The following is a 15,900-nucleotide window of genomic DNA, read 5'->3' as shown; positions in this document are numbered from 1 at the left end:
GCAAATCGCAGGACGAATTCGCGCTGGCTTCGCACCAGAAGGCCTACGCCGCCTGGAAGAACGGCGAGTACAAGAGCCAGATGGTCGGCACGCCGGGCCACGACTCCGATGGCGCGCCGATCATTGTCGACTTCGACGAAGTGGTGCGTCCCGACGCCAACCTGGAAAGCTTGGCTAGCCTCAAGCCTGTGTTCAACCCCAAGGGCTCCGTCACCGCCGGCAATAGCTCGGCGATCTCCGACGGCGCGTCCTGCACGCTGATCATGAGCGAAGAGAAGGCCAAGGCACTGGGCCTGAAGCCGCTCGCGCGGATCATCGGCATGGCCGCGGCCGGCTGCAATCCGTCGATCATGGGCATCGGCCCGGTGCCGGCGACGCAGAAGGCGCTGAAGGCTGCGGGTATTTCGATCGGCGATGTCGACTATTTCGAGTTGAACGAGGCCTTCGCCGCGCAGTCGCTGGCGGTGATCAAGGACCTGAAGCTCGGCGATCGCATGGACCGCATCAACATCAAGGGCGGCGCGATCTCGCTAGGCCATCCGCTGGGCTGCTCGGGCGCGCGCATCACCGGCGCGCTGGCGCATGTGCTGGCCGAGAAGAACGCGCGCTACGGCGTCGCAACAATGTGCATCGGCATGGGCATGGGCGTGGCGACGGTGCTGGAGCGGGTGCAGTAGCTTTCAGCGGCGAAGTCGAACCTGAAGTCGGAAAAGCCGGGCATCGCCCGGCTTTTTCTTTGGCTCGGGATCGCGCTGTTCGTCGGCGAACGGGATCGAGCGGGTCGCGTTAGAACTCCGTTAGAACTTCGTGCAGACCCAGGCGATCGGTTCACTCCAGGCTGGCCCGATCAACCCGTACCTGGAGACCATCATGACGAAGTACTGTGGCGTCATTTCCGTCGGCGCCGTCGCCGGTGGCGGCTATGTCGCCAGCAGCAGCCACGATCCGGTGAGCGGACGGACTTATGCGAGCAACGCCATCCCGATCGCAGTGGAACTGGTCAGCTTCCGTATCGGCGACCAGTTTTTCCGCAAGATCCGCCTGTGCCAGGACTTCGTCTCGCAGTTCATCCACCAGGGCGACACAGCTTGCATCTACGTCTATAAGCAACTTGGCCTCACCAACGTCATCATCGGCGTCAAGTCGGCCGAGCATCCGTCATATGCCATCAGTTTCAGGCGCATGCTGCTGATGATTTTTGCCCAGTATGTGTTCGGAGCTTTGTTCGGAGTGATTCCGGCTTTCATCCTATTCGGCTGGCTCAGCAGCAAGCTGGCGGTGCTCGCGATGCTGGCGCTGCCTTCCTACGGAGCCTGGACGCTTTATCAGGCCTACCAGGAGATGAGCGCCGATTTCCGCTGAGCTGGCGTTATCGGCTGATCCGATTTGCAGCAAGGGTCACCAGATCACCGTCGCGCTTGCGGAAGGTCGCCAGCGTCGGCGCCATCTTGTTGCCGAGTTCGCTGACCGCTTTCTGCAGCAGCGGCAGAGCCGCGGCCGCATTGCCGCGCTGCAGCGCGAGACGTCCGGCCTGGTAGGCGAGCAGCGCATCCCAGGCCGGCAGTTGCGAACTCGCCTTGAGACTGTCGGCATTGAGGTCGTTCAGCAGGGCTGTAGCCTCGTCCGGCCGTTTCAAGTCGAGCAGACAGTCCGCCAGTCTGTAACGCAGGAACTGAACCTGCGGATTGTCGTCCTGAAGGATCGCCAGTGCTGACGCCAATGCACGCCGGTAAAGCGGCTCCGCGCCGCGCGGGTCGCCGTTGTATTGGGTGGCGTAGGCGAGGTTGGACAGATACGAGATCGTGCCCTGGTTGTTCTCGCCATATTGTCGGGCGAAGCCGTCATGGACCAAGGTGAAGATCGGCAGCGCCTGCGCGAATTTCTGCTGCTCCAGATCGATGTATCCAAGTACGCTCTCGGCCATCAGCGTGCGCCGGTCCGCGGCGCCGAGCGCCGCGGAGATCGCCTCGACCGCACCCGGCAGCAACTGGGCGGCTTCGTCGAAGCGTTTTTGTAGCATCAGATTGTTTGCCAGTACCACGGTGGTGAACTGGGTTTTCCAATGCTTCGGGCCCCAGGTTTGCGCCTGCCGCGCAATGAGATCGTGCAGCAAGGCCTCGCTTTCCGCGGTTTCGCCGCTCATTTGCAGCGAGTCCGCCAGATTGAATTCGATGCGCTCGCTGAAAGCCGTCGCGGCGTCGGGCAAGCGCTGCATCAGCGCCCAGGCCTTGCGATCGAGCGCCGCCGCCCCCTTGGCGTCCAGCTGTTCGAGCTTGATCTGGCTCAGCGCTTCCCAGTACCGGATCTGGGTTTGCGGGTGCGCGGCGGCCAGCGCGGCGACCTCAGGCGCCGCGGCATCGAGTGTCGCGCCCGCTTCCGGATACCGGCCGAGTTTGGACAGGCCATATGCCAGGCGGATACGCGATTCGCTCAGGCCGAGCGCGTCCACCGGCACTGACTTCATGTGCGCGTCGACTGCCTTTCGGCCTTCGGCGACAGCACTATCGTAGTCGGCTAGACCGGCCAGCGCTTCCTGCATCGCCTGGTGCAGCGAGGCCTGGATATCCGGGGCGTCGGCGAAAGCGGTGTCGATGCGCGGCAGTGCCGATTTCGCGGCCTCGATCACGGTGACGCCGGAGCGGCCGCTGGTTGAAGGATTGGCCGCGCCGATCAGATCCAGTGCCACGAAGTCGTTGACCGCGTGCGCGATCCGGACCTGGCGCGCCAGTTGGCGTCCGGACTGCAGCGCCTGCGCGTAAAACCACAGGCTGACGGTGAGCCCGGCGATCAGTATCGCCAGCGCCGCAACCAGCAAGGGCCTGCGTGCCCGTGTCCGTTCCAGCACACGCTCTGCGGCTTCTGCCCGATGTTCCGCGTCGCGCATCTGCTCGCCTGCGCGGCGCCGCGCGTCGCGCGTATTCAGTCGCTCGATCAGTTCGGCGACGCCGGCGAGCCGGCGCGCCGGGTTGCCGTCGGTGGCGGCGCCGATGTCCTCGCGCAGCAGTTCATCCGTGATGTCCGCTTCCCAGCCGGAGGCCATCGGCCGGCGCAGGTCGCCGACGATCAGCTGGTACAGCATCAGCCCGAGCGCGTAGACGTCGCTCTGGATCGTCGGCGGCTGGCCGGCGATCAGCTCCGGCGCCAGGTACAGCGGTGTGCCGCTGGTGGAATCGTTGCCGGCGCCCGGGACGATCGTCAGGCCCAGCTGGGTGATGCCGAGTTCGGCGAGGCGCTGCGGGTCGAGCAGCCGGCTGCTGCCGAAATCGGTGAGCCGAAGCTGCCAGCCGCCGTTGCGCGGCGTGATCAGCACATTGGCCGGCTTCAGGTCCTTGTGCAGCACTCCGACACTGTGCGCGGCGGCCACCGCGCCGGCGATCTGCAGGAAGATGCCGAGCCGCGCATCCAGCGGCAGCTGTTGAAGTTCGTCGCCGGCCGCGGCCCAGTCGCCGAGATTCCGGCCGCCGTATTCGCATTCGAGGAAGAACGGCGCGGTCTCGAAATTCCAGTCGACGATGCGCGCGAAGTCCTCGCGTTCGCCCAGGGTTTCCGCCAGCACGCGATACAGCGTGGCCTCGCGCTTCAGCAACGAGAGTTTCTCGCCGTCGGCGCTGAACTTGTAGACCCGCGGCTCGCGGGTCTTGGCGTGCCGCGCCAGCCATACCTCACTGCCGCGCGAAGGATTGAGCTGGGCCTCCAGCACGAAATGCTCGCGTCCCGGCACCTGCGCCCCGGCGCGCAGCTCCAGCCGGCTGTCGAGCCGCCGCCCGACCGCGATGCGCTCGACCGGCCCTTTGATGCGGTAGCCGATGCGCGGCAGCGTGAGGATGCGCTCACTTGCGGCTGGCCCCAGCGCCTTGCGCAGCTTGGTCACCGCGCTGGCCAGCACGTTATCGACGGTCGGCCGGCCGGCCCAGACCCGCTCAAACAATTCTTCCTTGGTGACGACTTCGTCCGGGTGGCGCAGCAGTTCGGCCAACACCTGCAGCGGGCGCTGCTCGATCTCCACTTTCAGCCCGGCGACGCGCAGCTCCAGGCGGGCCTCGTCGAACTCGGCGCCGTCGAAACGATAGCGATACAGCGGTGTTGCGACCTGCGGACTCGGTGGCTGCATCGCGGCGGTTCCCCGGGCGGTGTCGATCCGCCTTTCCTGTGGCCGATTCTAGGGTGAGGCCGCGGCGGCGGGTCAACCGCCTATGGCCGGCGATAGGCGGCGCGCGTGCAAGCGCCGAGCGCCTGCCGTTCCGTGGCGACGGTGCTGAAGCGGGTGCAGCAACGCGAAGTGAAGGCTTGGCCAATACCCGCATCACAAAAAGCTGGAGTATTCCGTTTTTTTTGTGCTTAACTCAGACCTGTGCGCAAGCCGCGCCAGGGTCGGGGGACACTGCATGAAAGGGAACCGTCTGGCGTCGCGATCAATCGGCGCCACGTTGCTACGGGTGCTGCGCAATAGCTTGATTGGCGCGCTGCTGTTCGGCGGCAGCACTGCCGCCATTGCTGCGCAGCCCGACAATCTGTACGTGTTCTATTTCGGCGAATACGCCACCGGGCTGGAGCCGCAATCGGGCCTGACGCTGGGCAGCGACGGCAACTTCTACGGCACCACCTGGGTTGGCGGCGCGAACTGGGGCACCGTTTACCGGATCACGCCGGCCGGCACGATCACGCTGCTCCACGCATTCGACAGCACCAACGGCGACGGCCCGATTGCGCCGCTGGTGCAGACCGCCAACGGCAAGCTCTGGGGCACGACCCAGTTCGGCGGCAATCCTAACTGCATCTACGGCTGCGGCGTCATCTTCAAGATGAATACCGACGGCAGCGGCTACAAGGTCGTGCATTTCTTCACCGGCAAGGATGGTGAGACGCCGCGCGGCATAATCCTCGCCAGCGACGGCAAGCTGTATGGCGTGACAGCGACCGATTCCAACAGCGGCCAGGGCACGATCTTCGTGCTCGACCCGGCGAGCGGCGCGCTGCGCACGCTCTACCAGTTCCGCAGGCCCATCGGCAGCAATCCCTACATGCTGATCGAGGGCAGCGACGGCAACCTGTACGGCACCACGCTGTACGGCAGTCCGAAAGACGCGGGCATCCTGTTCCGCATGACCAAGACCGGCGTTTTGACCACGTTGCACCGCTTCGGTGGCAGCAGTGGCACCGGCCCGACCGGCATCATCCAGGCCCAGGACGGTAGTTTCTACGGCACCACTTTCGCCGGCGGTACGGGCAGCTGCACGGTCAACTCGTTCCCGGGTTGCGGCACCGTTTTCAAATACGACAGCAGCGGCCAGCTGTCGATGCTCTACAGCTTCTCCGGCGCCGACGGCGCGGCGCCGTACCACGGCCTGATCCAGGCCAGCGACGGCCTGCTTTACGGCGCGACCGAAGGCGGCGGCCAGTATCAGGACGATCTGTGCGAGATCGGCGCGCAGGGCTGCGGCACGGTGTTCAAGCTGACGTTGGCAGGCAAGCTGACGACGCTGGCCTCGTTCAACATCAACCTGAGCGGCGAAGGCCCTCAGGGCGTGATCGAGGGGCTCGACGGTGCGCTGTACGGCGCAACCGAGTCCGGCGGTCTGCCGCCGCCGGAATCCGGTTATACCTTTGGTGCCGGCACGGTGTTCCACGTCACCCGGCCCTGAGCCGAAGGGCGCTTACTTGAGCGGCGTCCACTGGCGTCGTCATTCCCGCGTAGGCGGGAATCCAGAGCCGCCCGAGCTTGGCTCGCGCGCCGGGGCCAACCTCTGGATTCCCGCCTTCGCGGGAATGACGAAACGGGCCGACGTGCTTGAATAAGAGTTAGCCATAAATCGGACATGCGCTATCAAGGCAAGCTCACCAATTGGAACGATGCAAAGGGCATCGGTACGATCACGTGGAACGGGGGAACAGATCGAGTGTTCGTCCACATCAGCGCATTCACGACAAAGCGACGGAGGCCAGTGGCGAACGACATCGTCACGTACGAAGTAGAGCGCGACGCGAATGGGCGTTTCAAAGCCGTTAACGTTTTGTTTCCAGAGCGGCAACAGAGTCAGAAGGCCAAGCCCTCCGGGATAGCCAGCTGGGTTTGCGGCGTGGTAACAGCGCTTTTTGTCGGCTATCTAGTGATATCGGGCATGAAAGGGAATACGTCCGAAGCGATTCTCGGTTTGTACGTCATTGCGAGTTTCATAACTGTTCTAGCGTACATTTCAGACAAGACTGCCGCCAAAAGCGGTAGCTGGAGAACTTCAGAGAGCAGCTTGCATCTCTTAGCCCTCGTCGGTGGCTGGCCGGGTGCATATGTTGCTCAGCGGCTCTTCCGACACAAGACTATCAAGCAGCCATTTCAAGGTGTTTTCATGGGGACCATGGTCATCAATATCCTGTGCTTCGTTGCGTATTCTCGGCACCTGATGTCAGATACGGCGAGTCTCGGCATTCGGTGAGCGTGAATGGCAGCCATGCCGCGCGAGGCAGTTCAATATTGACGGAACGTCCGCTCTCGCAAAGTATGCGGAACGTCGTATTCGCGGGACGAGCCGGGCCATAGAGCCTGAGCCGATATCAGGAGAACCGGCAGATGCGAAACCTAGATGCGCGCTGGCGGCACTGCGCCGTGCCGATCACCGCAATCGCCGTTGACGAGGTGCCTTCGTGCTGCTGACTGCCGAGCACCAGGCGCTGTACGACACGACGCGGAAATTCGTCGAGCAGGAGCTGAATCCGCAGATTCCCGAATGGGAGCGCGCCGGCATTTTCCCGGCGCACGAGGTCTTCGCCAAGATGGCCAGGCTGGGTTTGCTCGGCATCACCCGGCCCGAAGCCTACGGCGGACTCGGCCTGGATTACTCCTACGAGGTGGTGTTCGCGCAGGCGCTCGGCCATTGCGTTGACGGCAGCCTGCCGATGGCGATCGGTGTGCAGACCAGCATGGCGACGCCGGCGCTGGCGCGCTTCGGCTCCGACGAACTGCGCCGCGAATATCTGGCGCCGACGATCGCCGGCGAGCGCGTCTGTTCGATCGCGGTCAGCGAGGCCGGCGCCGGTTCGGATGTCGCCAGCATCAAGACCACAGCGCGCAAGGACGGCGGCGACTACGTCATCAACGGCTCGAAGATGTGGATCACCAACGGCTGCCAGTCCGACTGGGCCTGCATGCTGGTCAACACCGGCGAGGGCAAGGCGCATCAGAACAAGTCGCTGATCGTGGTGCCGCTGGACGCGCGGGGCGTGGATCGCAAGACCCGGCTCGACAAGCTCGGCATGCGCGCCTCCGACACCGCGATGATTTTTCTCGACGAGGTACGCGTGCCACAGCGCAACCTGATTGGCAGCGAGGGCATGGGCTTCGCATACCAGATGATGCAGTTCCAGGAAGAGCGTCTGTTCGGCGCCGCCAGCGTCGTCGACGGGCTGTTCAATCTGATTGCCGAGACGATCGATTACACACGCCAGCGCCAGGCTTTTGGCGGGTCCATCGTCGACAACCAATACGTGCATTTTCGTCTGGCTGAACTGAGTACCGAAGTCGAATGCCTCAAAGCGCTGGTCTGGCAGGCGACCGAGGACTACGTCGCCGGCCGCGACGCCTCGATGCTCGCGAGCATGGCCAAGCTCAAGGCCGGCCGCGTCAGCCGCGAAGTCAGCGATGGCTGCCTGCAGTTCTGGGGCGGCCAGGGTTACATGTGGGAAAGCAGCGTCGCCCGCTCGTACCGCGATTCGCGGCTGATCTCGATCGGCGGCGGCGCCGACGAAGTCATGCTCGGCATCATCTGCAAGCAGATGGGCATCCTGCCGGGCAGCAGGAAAAAGCCGGCCGAATGAGCGCTTTCGCCCGCTACTCGCGCCGCAGGATGCGGTCGGTGATGAAGCTGGCCCACCATTGCGAGCGGAACTCCGAGCGCATCGTCGCGGGCTCGTAGTGTTTCTGCATCCATTCGAGCAGGCCGGTGCCGTGGTGGACGTGGTGCTCGGCGTAGCGCTTCAGGAAGAAGTCGAGGATGCCGGTCTTGGCCTGGCGGATATGCCCGTAACGCAGGCTGAGCTGGCTTTGTGCAAGCTCGGGTGATTGCCGGTCGCGCAACATCAGCAGCAGCGCGCAGGCGAGACCGACGCGGTCGGCACCGGATTTGCAATGCAGCAGCACCGGATATTCCAGCGTCTGCAGCAGCCGGGCGAAGGCGTCTACCTCGTGGGCATGCGGTACATCGCGCGAGCGCAGCTTGAATTGCACCAGGCGCAGGCCGTAACGCTCGCAGGCTTCCTGCTCCAGCTGGTAGCTGCCTTCGTTGTGCGGAGTCCCGCGCAGGTTGACGACGGTGCGGATGCCGCGACTCGCCGCGCGGCGCAACTGATACGGCAGAGGGTGGCTCGATCGATAGACCCCGGGGGCGACCGGCGACAGCGTGTTGAAGAAACAGCGCACCAGGCCGTGGTCCCTGCACAGCATGTCGATCCACAGGCACAGGCGCTGCCATGTGCCGGTGCTGCGTGGCGCGGCGGTGGTCACCCAGTTCGCATCGTGACGGTTCAGCGACAGCGGTTTTTGGATCTCGTTCGTCACGGTGGTTCATCGCAGGGGCGGTCGGGCAAATGTAAGCGGGCCGCGTGAACTACTCGTTACTTTGCGGTGACGGGGAATGTGGCTCCTCGCGCGCTGGCGGATGCAGCAGCAAGGCGATGCCGCCGCTGACCTGCAGCGTCTGCAACTCGACGCCCGGCAGGCTGCCGCGCAGCGCGTCGATGCGGTCGCGGCGTACCAGCACCAGCTCGCCCGGCAGCGGCGCGCGATTCGGCGTGACCGCCTGCCGATAGACGCTGAAGCTCGGCAGATCGGTACGGAATGCAACCGCGGGCAGATCCAGCTGCCGCGCGAGCAGCGCGGCCTGGCGTACCGGTTCCTGCTGCGCCGCGGCCAGCAGTGGCGCGAAGGCGCCCCAGATCACGGCGGCCTGCGCCAGCCCGACGCCGATCAGGCGCTGCCACAACGGCCGTCGCAGCAGCGCGAAGACAAGGCCGGCCGCCAGCCCGGTGAGGCTGATCACGATATAGCGCAGGCCGATCCGCTCTCGCGCGAGTTCGAGAATGCCCGCCTCGAAAGCGCGGTGCGCTGGTGTCTTGACCAGCGGAAGCAGCCAGGGCAGCGCGGCGAGCACCGCGATCAGCAGCAGGCCCGGCAGCAGTGCCGCCGGCGCGCTGGCCGGGCGTTCGAAACGCAGGCCGAACATCACGAACAGCGGCGTGCAGCCGTACAGCACGTAGTGCGGCAACTGCGTTGACGACGTGGAGAACAGCAGGAACACCAGCGCGAACCAGATCAGCAGGAACGAGTTCAGCGGATCGCGGCGGCCGTGCCATGCCTGGGCCAGCGCCGCAGGAATCAGGCCGCTGAAAGGCAGCAGGATCAGTGGCAGCCACACCAGGTAGTACCAGAGCTCACCGCCGTGGTGCTGCAGGGTCTGGGTATAACGGCCGACGTTGTGATCGAACAGGAAGTGGCGCATGAAGTCGCCGCCGTCGCGCAGACTCAGCACCACCGCCCAGGGCAGCACGATGACGGCGTAGATGCTCAGGCCCAGCGGGTCGAATGCCGCGCGCAGCCAGTCGCGGAAACGGTTCTGCCACAGCGCCTGCAGCAGGCTGGCGGCCAGCGGGATCGCGACCGCCACCGGGCCCTTGGTCAGCGTGCCGAGCGCCAGCCACACGAACACGCGCAGCAGCATGCCGCGGCGTGGCTGCTCGAACCAGCGGAATATGTCGAGCAGGGCGCCGGCGATGCACAGGTTCAGCAGCGCATCGGCAGTGGCCGCGTGGCCGATCACACCGACCATCAGCGACAGCGCGGCGCACGCGGCACAGAAAATCGCGGCTACACGCGCGGCGCGTTCGCGCACGAAACCGTGCACCAGCACCACCCACGCGGTCGCGCTCAGGATCGACGGCAGGCGGAATGCCAGTTCGCTCTGGCCCGTCAGCATCACGCACACCGCTTGCAGCCAGTAGATCAGGATCGGCTTGTCATAGCGCGGCTCGCCGTTGAGATAGGTCATCAGCCAGTCGCCGCGCTCGAGCATCTCGCGCGTGGCTTCGCTGAAGGCGCCCTCGTCGAGATCGAACAGCGGCAGGCTCGCCGCCCGCCAGGCGAACAGCAGCAGCGCCAGCAGGCCGATCAGCCAGGCGTCGCGATCCGGCGCCGCCGATCCGGATTTTGCTGAATCAGTCATCGCGGTGATCCGGCGAGTTCAGATCGGACGACGGCCGCCGCCAGGCCGCCTGCGGGTCTGGAGTATCGGCGCGCGTGCTTTCCACGGCGTGCACGCGGCGGCTCTGGTGAAAGATCCGGCTGATCATTTCGGCGAGCACGCCGGTGGTGATGAACTGCATCGCGAAAATCACCAGCACGATGCCGACCAGCAGCAGCGGACGGCCGCCGATGTCGGCGCCGAACACGAACTTCAGCGCTCCCAGATACGCCAGGATCGCGCTGCCGGCAGCGCCGAGGCTCAAGCCGATCGCGCCGAAGAAATGTCCGGGCCGGGACTGGTACTTCAGGAAGAAAAACACCGTCAGCAAATCCAGCAGCACGCGGAACGTGCGCGACAGGCCGTACTTGGATTCGCCATGCAGGCGCGGGTGATGGCGGACGACGACTTCGCCGATCCGGCTCGGCGCGGTGACCATCGCCACCCACACCGGAATCAGCCGGTGCATCTCGCCATACAGCCGGACCTGGCGGATCACGTCGGTGCGGAACAGCTTCAGGCTGCAGCCGTAGTCGTGCAGGCGCACGCCGGTGACGCGGGCGATCAGCCGGTTTGCGATCACCGATGGCAGGCGCCGCGTCAGCCAGTGGTCGCGGCGGTGTTCGCGCAGGCCGCAGAGCAGGTCCAGATCGCGCTGCTGCAGTTCGTCGACCATCATTGGAATGTCGGCCGGGTCGTTCTGCAGGTCGCCGTCCAGCGTCGCGATCAGCTTGCCGCGGGCGCGGTCGATACCGGCCTGCATTGCGCTGGTCTGGCCGAAATTGCGCGGCAGGCGCAGCGGCCGCACATGCGCGCCGTGCGCGGTCGCTGCGGCGCTCAGCCGGGACCAGGTGGCGTCGCGGCTGCCGTCGTCGACGCAGATCAACTCCCAGTTGCCGGCGTAGGCGGCCAGGGCTGCTTCGATGCGATCGAGCAGAGGCTCGATGTTGTCCTGTTCGTCGTGCAGCGGCACGACCAGGGAGAGGCTGGGGCGGGTCGGGTTCATGGAAAGTTTCGTGTTCCTTGCAGACCTGCTCACGGACCCTGAACCCCTGCGTAGGCTGGGATGGAGCGAAGCGCAATCCCAGCACGGCGGCCTGAATCCAGCGCTGGGTTTCCGCTCCGCTGCAACCCAGCCTACGGGTGGGTCGGGCTCTCGGTTCATGGAGAGTTGCTGTGTCAATTCACCAGCCTAAACGTTCAAGATGGCAATCCCTTTTCGGTCGTGGCGATCGGCCTGGGCATGCCGGGCGACAGCCAGGCGGCGATCCCGGCGAGCAGCGCGAAGCCGAGCACGAACAGGTGGAAGGCGAGCGCCGCCGCGAGCAGCTCGGTGCCGGGCTTGACGTAGGCGCCGACGAAAGCGATCAGCGCCGCTTCGAAGCTGCCGAAGCCGCCGGGAGCATGCAGTGGCAGCACCGTGCTCAGATCGGCGCCGATCGCGCCGAGGACGCCGACCGGTGCGCTGGTGTGGATCAGTGCTGCCAGCAACTGGCCGAGCACCGCGAGCTTCACGCCCCAGCTCGCCAGTGTCCATAGCCAGGCCTGCAGCAAGGTCGGCAGCCGCGACGGCATGCCGGCGAGCACGCGCCGCGCGATGCCGGCGATGCGCCCGTCGCCCAGGTTTCTCAGCAGCGGTGCCTGGGCGGCCCACAGCAGCACCGGTGCGGCGCACAGCGCCAGCATCGCGGCCCGCCAGGCCGCGCCACCCGGCACCGCGTGCAGGGCCTGGACGCTGATCAGAGCGGCCAGTGCCAGCACCTGCAGATCGAGCAGCCGCATCCAGATCAGCGTGCCGCTGGCCTGGGCCAGATCGACACCGAACCAGCGTCGCAGCAGCAGCGGGAAACTCGCCTCCCCGGTACGCAGCGGCAGCGCCAGGTTCAGCGCGTTGTTGACCAGAATCAGGCGCAGGCAGGTCCAGAAACGATCCCGATACCGGCCGCGTTCGCTGGTCATCAGGCGCACTGCGCGCGCCGAATAGCTGAGCATCTGCCCGGCCAGCGCCAGCAGCCAGATGCCGGGCGCGACGCGCAGCACGACCTGATGCAGCGAGCCCAGCGCGCCGGTGTAATACAGCGCCGCCGCCAGCAGCGCGGCCGGCAGCAGCGCCAGCAGACCGCGCAGTACGCGCTGCCGGCGCATGCCGGGAATCATGCCGGAATCCGGCTCAGCTGAACTGGGAGAAGTCCGGCTTGCGCTTCTGCATGAAGGCGCCCATGGCCTCCAGCGCTTCCGGCATTTTCAGCATCGGCATGAAGTGCTCGGCTTCGACGCGGATCGCCTCGATCAATGCGGCCTGCGGCCAGCGCTTCAGCAGCGCCTTGGTCGTGCGCAGCGCGTTGGGTGGCTGGCTAGCCAGCTTCAGCGCCTGATCCCTCGCGAACGTCTTCAATTCGGCCTCGGATACGAGCGCATTGACGATACCGGCTTCTTTCGCCTTCTCGGCGTCGAAAGCTTCGCCGAGCATGGTCAGTTCGGCAGCGCGCTGGTGACCCATCATCGCCGGCAATAACAAGGTCGAGCCGAACTCAGGGCAGATGCCGATGTTCGTGAACGGCATCTGGAAGCGCGCTTTCGCCGAGGCATAGACCAGGTCGCAGTGCAGCAGCATGGTGACACCGACCCCGATCGCCAGGCCGTTGACCGCGGCGACGATGGGCTTCGGGAACTGCGACATCGCCGCCATGAACAGCATCACCGGGCTGTTGGCGGCGTCGGTCGGCGTGTTCTTCAGGAAGTCGGCTAGATCGTTGCCGCTGGAGAAAGCATCGCCGCTACCGGTAAGCAGCACCACGCGCACCGCTGGGTCGGCGGCCGCTGCCTTGAAGCCGGCGGTGAGGCCTTCGTACATCGCGCTGGTGAGCGCGTTCTTCTTGTCCGCGCGGTTGAGGCGGATCGTCATCACCGCGTCCTGGATTTCGGTGACGATGTGCTGCTCGCTCATCGGGCTGCTCCTCGATAGTGGATCAGCACATTCTACAGACCCGAACACGGCATTCCCTTCCCCCGCAGGCGGGGGAAGGCGTAGGTTGGGGTGAGCTTGCGAACCCCAACATCAGCGCGGACGAATGTTGGGGTTCGCAAGCTCACCCCAACCTACACTGAAACCTACGCTGATCTGCCGGCGCTAGAACAGATCGGCCTTGTCGCCGTTGCCGGCTTCCGGTGCCTTGCGCGACGGGATCCAGTCGCCGGTGATCATCTGCTGGTAGCTCATGCCGGGGCCGACCATCGGATACACGCTGGCCATCTGGTCGATCTCGACTTCCAGGAACGCCGGGCCATCGAACTCGATGAAGGCGCGCACCGCTTCGGCCAGGTCTTGCTTGCGCTTGACGCGGCGCGCGAACGCGAAGCCGTCGGCTTCGGCAGCCTTGATGAAGTCCTTGCGGTGCAGGCCCTTGTCGGAGCCGGCGTAGCGGCTCTCAAAAAACAAGCGCTGCCACTGCTTGACCATGCCGTCGCCGAAGTTGTTCAGCACCACGACCTTGACCGGCAGGTTGTAGGTGGTCACGGTTTCCAGCTCGCCGAAGTTCATCCGGATCGAAGCATCGCCATCGATGTCGATGACCACGCGATCGCGGCGCGCGAAGGCCGCGCCGATCGCAGCCGGCAGGCCGAAGCCCATCGTGCCCATCGAACCCGAGGTCAGCCACAGCCGCGGCTCGGCGAAGTCGAAATACTGCGCGGCCCACATCTGGTGCTGGCCGACGCCGGTGGCGACCACCGCGGTGCCCTTGGTGATCTTGTTGATCTCCTCGATCACCGCGTGCGGCTGGATCGCGGCCGTCTCGCGCTCGTAGTTCATCGCGTAGGTCTTTTTCAGATCGGCGATGTGCGTGCGCCACTGCGTCCAGGCAGCATTTTCGTGCAGGATTCCCGCGCTTTTGGCGGTTCCGAGCAGCGTCGTCAACGCGTCGTTGAGCTCGCCGACGTGATGCCAGTCGACGCGCTTGACCTTGCCGATCTCGCTCGGGTCGACATCGAGATGCGCGATCGCGACAGCGTTCGGCGCGAACTTGCCGGGCACGCCGGCGACGCGGTCGTCGAAGCGCGCGCCGACCGCGATCAGGAAGTCGCAGTCGTCGGTCGCGTAGTTGGCGTAGGCGGTGCCGTGCATGCCGAGCATCTGCAGCGACAGCTTTGCTGCCGTATCGACCACGCCGATGCCCATCAGCGTGGTGGTCACCGGAATGCCGAACTCGTCGGCGAACCTGCGCAGCGTCGCGGACGCCTCGCCGTTGATGACACCGCCGCCGGCATAGATCAGCGGCTTTTTCGACTTCGAAAGCAACTCGCAGAAGCGCAGCGCGTCAGTGGCGTTCAGCTTGTTGCCGTAGACCTCGCGCAGACGCGCGCGGAAGCCGGGCAGCGGCAGCGTACCTTCACCGATAAACGTGCCGCTCCAGTTCTGCACGTCCTTGGGGATATCGACCACGACCGGCCCGGGGCGGCCGCTGCGCGCGATCTCGAACGCGGTGCGCAAGGTGGCCTCGAGCTTGGCCGGGTCGGTGACCAGGAACACATGCTTGGCGCAGGAGCCCATGATCGACGCGATCGGCGCCTCCTGGAAGCCGTCCGAGCCGATCGCCGCGGTCGGCACCTGGCCGCAGATGACGACGATCGGGATCGAGTCGGCCATGCAGTCGCGCACCGGCGTGACCGTATTGGTCGCACCCGGTCCCGAGGTCACCAGCGCGACGCCGACCTTGCCGGAGGCACGCGCATAGCCGGAGGCCATGAAGCCGGCAGCCTGCTCGTTGGCCGGCACGATCAGCGGCATCGGCTCGACGCCCTCTGTGGAGCGATGGGTCTGGTTGTAGCGGAACACCGCGTCGTAGGTCGGCAGGATGGCGCCGCCGGAGTAGCCGAAAATCACGTCCACGCCCTCGTCGGCCAGCACCTGTACGACGATGTCCGCACCCGACAGCTTGGAACCTTCGAGGCGGTGGCGTGACACGGGGTGCGCGGCGTTCATGGAGGGCGGCGAGGGCCGTTTGCTGGACGGCTTGCTGAAAAGGGGGGCGAATTATAGGGGGGATTCCCTCATGCCGACAGGGCCGCCGATGCGCTAGCGGTTGCGCCGGTGGGTACCCGCCATTATTCTTCGCGCCCCATGCGCCACATCATCTCCATTCTGCTGCAGAACGAGGCCGGTGCCCTGGCCCGAGTGGCCGGCATGTTCTCGTCGCGCGGCTACAACATCGACTCGCTGTCGGTGGCCGCCACCCATGACCCGACCGTGTCCCGCCTGTCGCTGGTGACCGCGGGCTCGGACGCGGTGATCCACCAGATCATCCAGCAGACCCGCAAGCTGGTCGACGTGGTCGAGATCGTCGATCTCGCCAGCCTCGATCACCTGGAATGCGAGCTGCTGATGCTCAAGGTCGAGGTCGGCAACGGCGCTTCGCGCGATGTCGTCGAATGCGTGCGCCGCCACCGCGGCCAGATCCTCGACGAGACCGACAACACGCGCATGCTGCAGCTGTCCGGCACTGGTGCCGAGATCGACGCGTTTGTCGGCGAGATCGCCGCGATCGCCAGGATTCTGGAGCTGGTGCGCAGCGGCGTCGCCGCGATGGCGCGCGGTCATCAGGTTCTGGCGCTGCCGGCGTAGTTTTTTTGTTGTGCGTACGGGGCCGCAGGCCCCGCGTGATCACCATTGAGCGAA

13 protein-coding genes are annotated in these 15,900 nt (G+C 65.6%); 6 read left to right on the top strand and 7 right to left on the bottom strand.

Translation table 11 applies throughout. The features are described from left to right. Together JWQ90_RS26675 and JWQ90_RS26670 are read left to right on the top strand one after the other, a co-directional pair. Positions 1–677 (top strand): acetyl-CoA C-acyltransferase (locus JWQ90_RS26675; RefSeq protein ID WP_299698120.1); only part of this gene is annotated, 677 nt, incomplete at its 5' end. A gap of 193 nt (positions 678–870) precedes the next feature. Continuing rightward, positions 871–1,362, top strand: a complete 492-nt coding sequence (locus JWQ90_RS26670) for a hypothetical protein (RefSeq protein WP_299698119.1) — start codon at positions 871–873, stop codon at positions 1,360–1,362. A gap of 7 nt (positions 1,363–1,369) precedes the next feature. On the opposite strand, the gene JWQ90_RS26665 is transcribed toward JWQ90_RS26670, so the two are convergent. After that, complete coding sequence (locus tag JWQ90_RS26665; protein ID WP_299698118.1) at positions 1,370–4,111, bottom strand: tetratricopeptide repeat protein; 2,742 nt, start codon at positions 4,109–4,111, stop codon at positions 1,370–1,372. A 274-nt stretch (positions 4,112–4,385) separates the two neighbouring features. Between JWQ90_RS26665 and JWQ90_RS26660 the strand changes: the two genes are divergently transcribed. The 3 genes from JWQ90_RS26660 (at position 4,386) to JWQ90_RS26650 (ending at position 7,809) form a co-directional block, all read left to right on the top strand. Continuing rightward, positions 4,386–5,642, top strand: coding sequence for a choice-of-anchor tandem repeat GloVer-containing protein (locus JWQ90_RS26660; protein ID WP_299698117.1), 1,257 nt, complete (start codon positions 4,386–4,388; stop codon positions 5,640–5,642). A gap of 174 nt (positions 5,643–5,816) precedes the next feature. Beyond that, positions 5,817–6,431 (top strand): DUF1294 domain-containing protein, encoded by a 615-nt coding sequence (locus JWQ90_RS26655; protein ID WP_299698116.1) that lies wholly within the window; start codon positions 5,817–5,819, stop codon positions 6,429–6,431. A gap of 208 nt (positions 6,432–6,639) precedes the next feature. After that, positions 6,640–7,809 (top strand): acyl-CoA dehydrogenase family protein, encoded by a 1,170-nt coding sequence (locus JWQ90_RS26650; protein WP_299698115.1) that lies wholly within the window; start codon positions 6,640–6,642, stop codon positions 7,807–7,809. A gap of 13 nt (positions 7,810–7,822) precedes the next feature. Here the strand turns inward: JWQ90_RS26650 and JWQ90_RS26645 are convergent, their stop codons facing one another. The 6 genes from JWQ90_RS26645 to ilvB form a co-directional block, all read right to left on the bottom strand. After that, positions 7,823–8,548 (bottom strand): sulfur transferase domain-containing protein, encoded by a 726-nt coding sequence (locus tag JWQ90_RS26645; RefSeq protein WP_299698114.1) that lies wholly within the window; start codon positions 8,546–8,548, stop codon positions 7,823–7,825. A 49-nt stretch (positions 8,549–8,597) separates the two neighbouring features. Continuing rightward, entirely contained in the window at positions 8,598–10,208 is a 1,611-nt protein-coding gene (locus JWQ90_RS26640; RefSeq protein WP_299698113.1) for a glycosyltransferase family 39 protein, read from the bottom strand. Then, positions 10,201–11,232, bottom strand: a complete 1,032-nt coding sequence (locus JWQ90_RS26635; RefSeq protein WP_299698112.1) for a glycosyltransferase family 2 protein — start codon at positions 11,230–11,232, stop codon at positions 10,201–10,203. Before JWQ90_RS26635 ends, JWQ90_RS26640 begins: the two co-directional genes overlap by 8 nt. 194 nt (positions 11,233–11,426) lie before the next feature. After that, the gene (locus JWQ90_RS26630) at positions 11,427–12,383 is read right to left on the bottom strand and encodes a lysylphosphatidylglycerol synthase transmembrane domain-containing protein (protein ID WP_299698111.1); all 957 of its coding nucleotides are present in this window, start codon (positions 12,381–12,383) and stop codon (positions 11,427–11,429) included. 13 nt (positions 12,384–12,396) lie between these two features. Then, positions 12,397–13,173 carry an enoyl-CoA hydratase gene (locus tag JWQ90_RS26625; protein WP_299698110.1) on the bottom strand — a complete coding sequence of 259 codons (777 nt, stop codon included), beginning with the start codon at positions 13,171–13,173 and terminating at the stop codon, positions 12,397–12,399. Positions 13,174–13,356: 183 nt separating this feature from the next. Further along, entirely contained in the window at positions 13,357–15,207 is a 1,851-nt protein-coding gene (ilvB, locus tag JWQ90_RS26620; protein WP_366919608.1) for a biosynthetic-type acetolactate synthase large subunit, read from the bottom strand. A gap of 138 nt (positions 15,208–15,345) precedes the next feature. Here ilvB and ilvN point away from each other — a divergent pair, with 138 nt between their 5' ends. Then, complete coding sequence (gene ilvN, locus JWQ90_RS26615; protein ID WP_299698108.1) at positions 15,346–15,846, top strand: acetolactate synthase small subunit; 501 nt, start codon at positions 15,346–15,348, stop codon at positions 15,844–15,846. Positions 15,847–15,900 lie beyond the last annotated feature (54 nt).

Origin of the sequence: Hydrocarboniphaga sp., assembly GCF_028291725.1 — a bacterium.
Classification (GTDB): Bacteria; Pseudomonadota; Gammaproteobacteria; order Nevskiales; family Nevskiaceae; genus Hydrocarboniphaga.
This window is presented reverse-complemented; position numbering and strand designations above follow the sequence as displayed.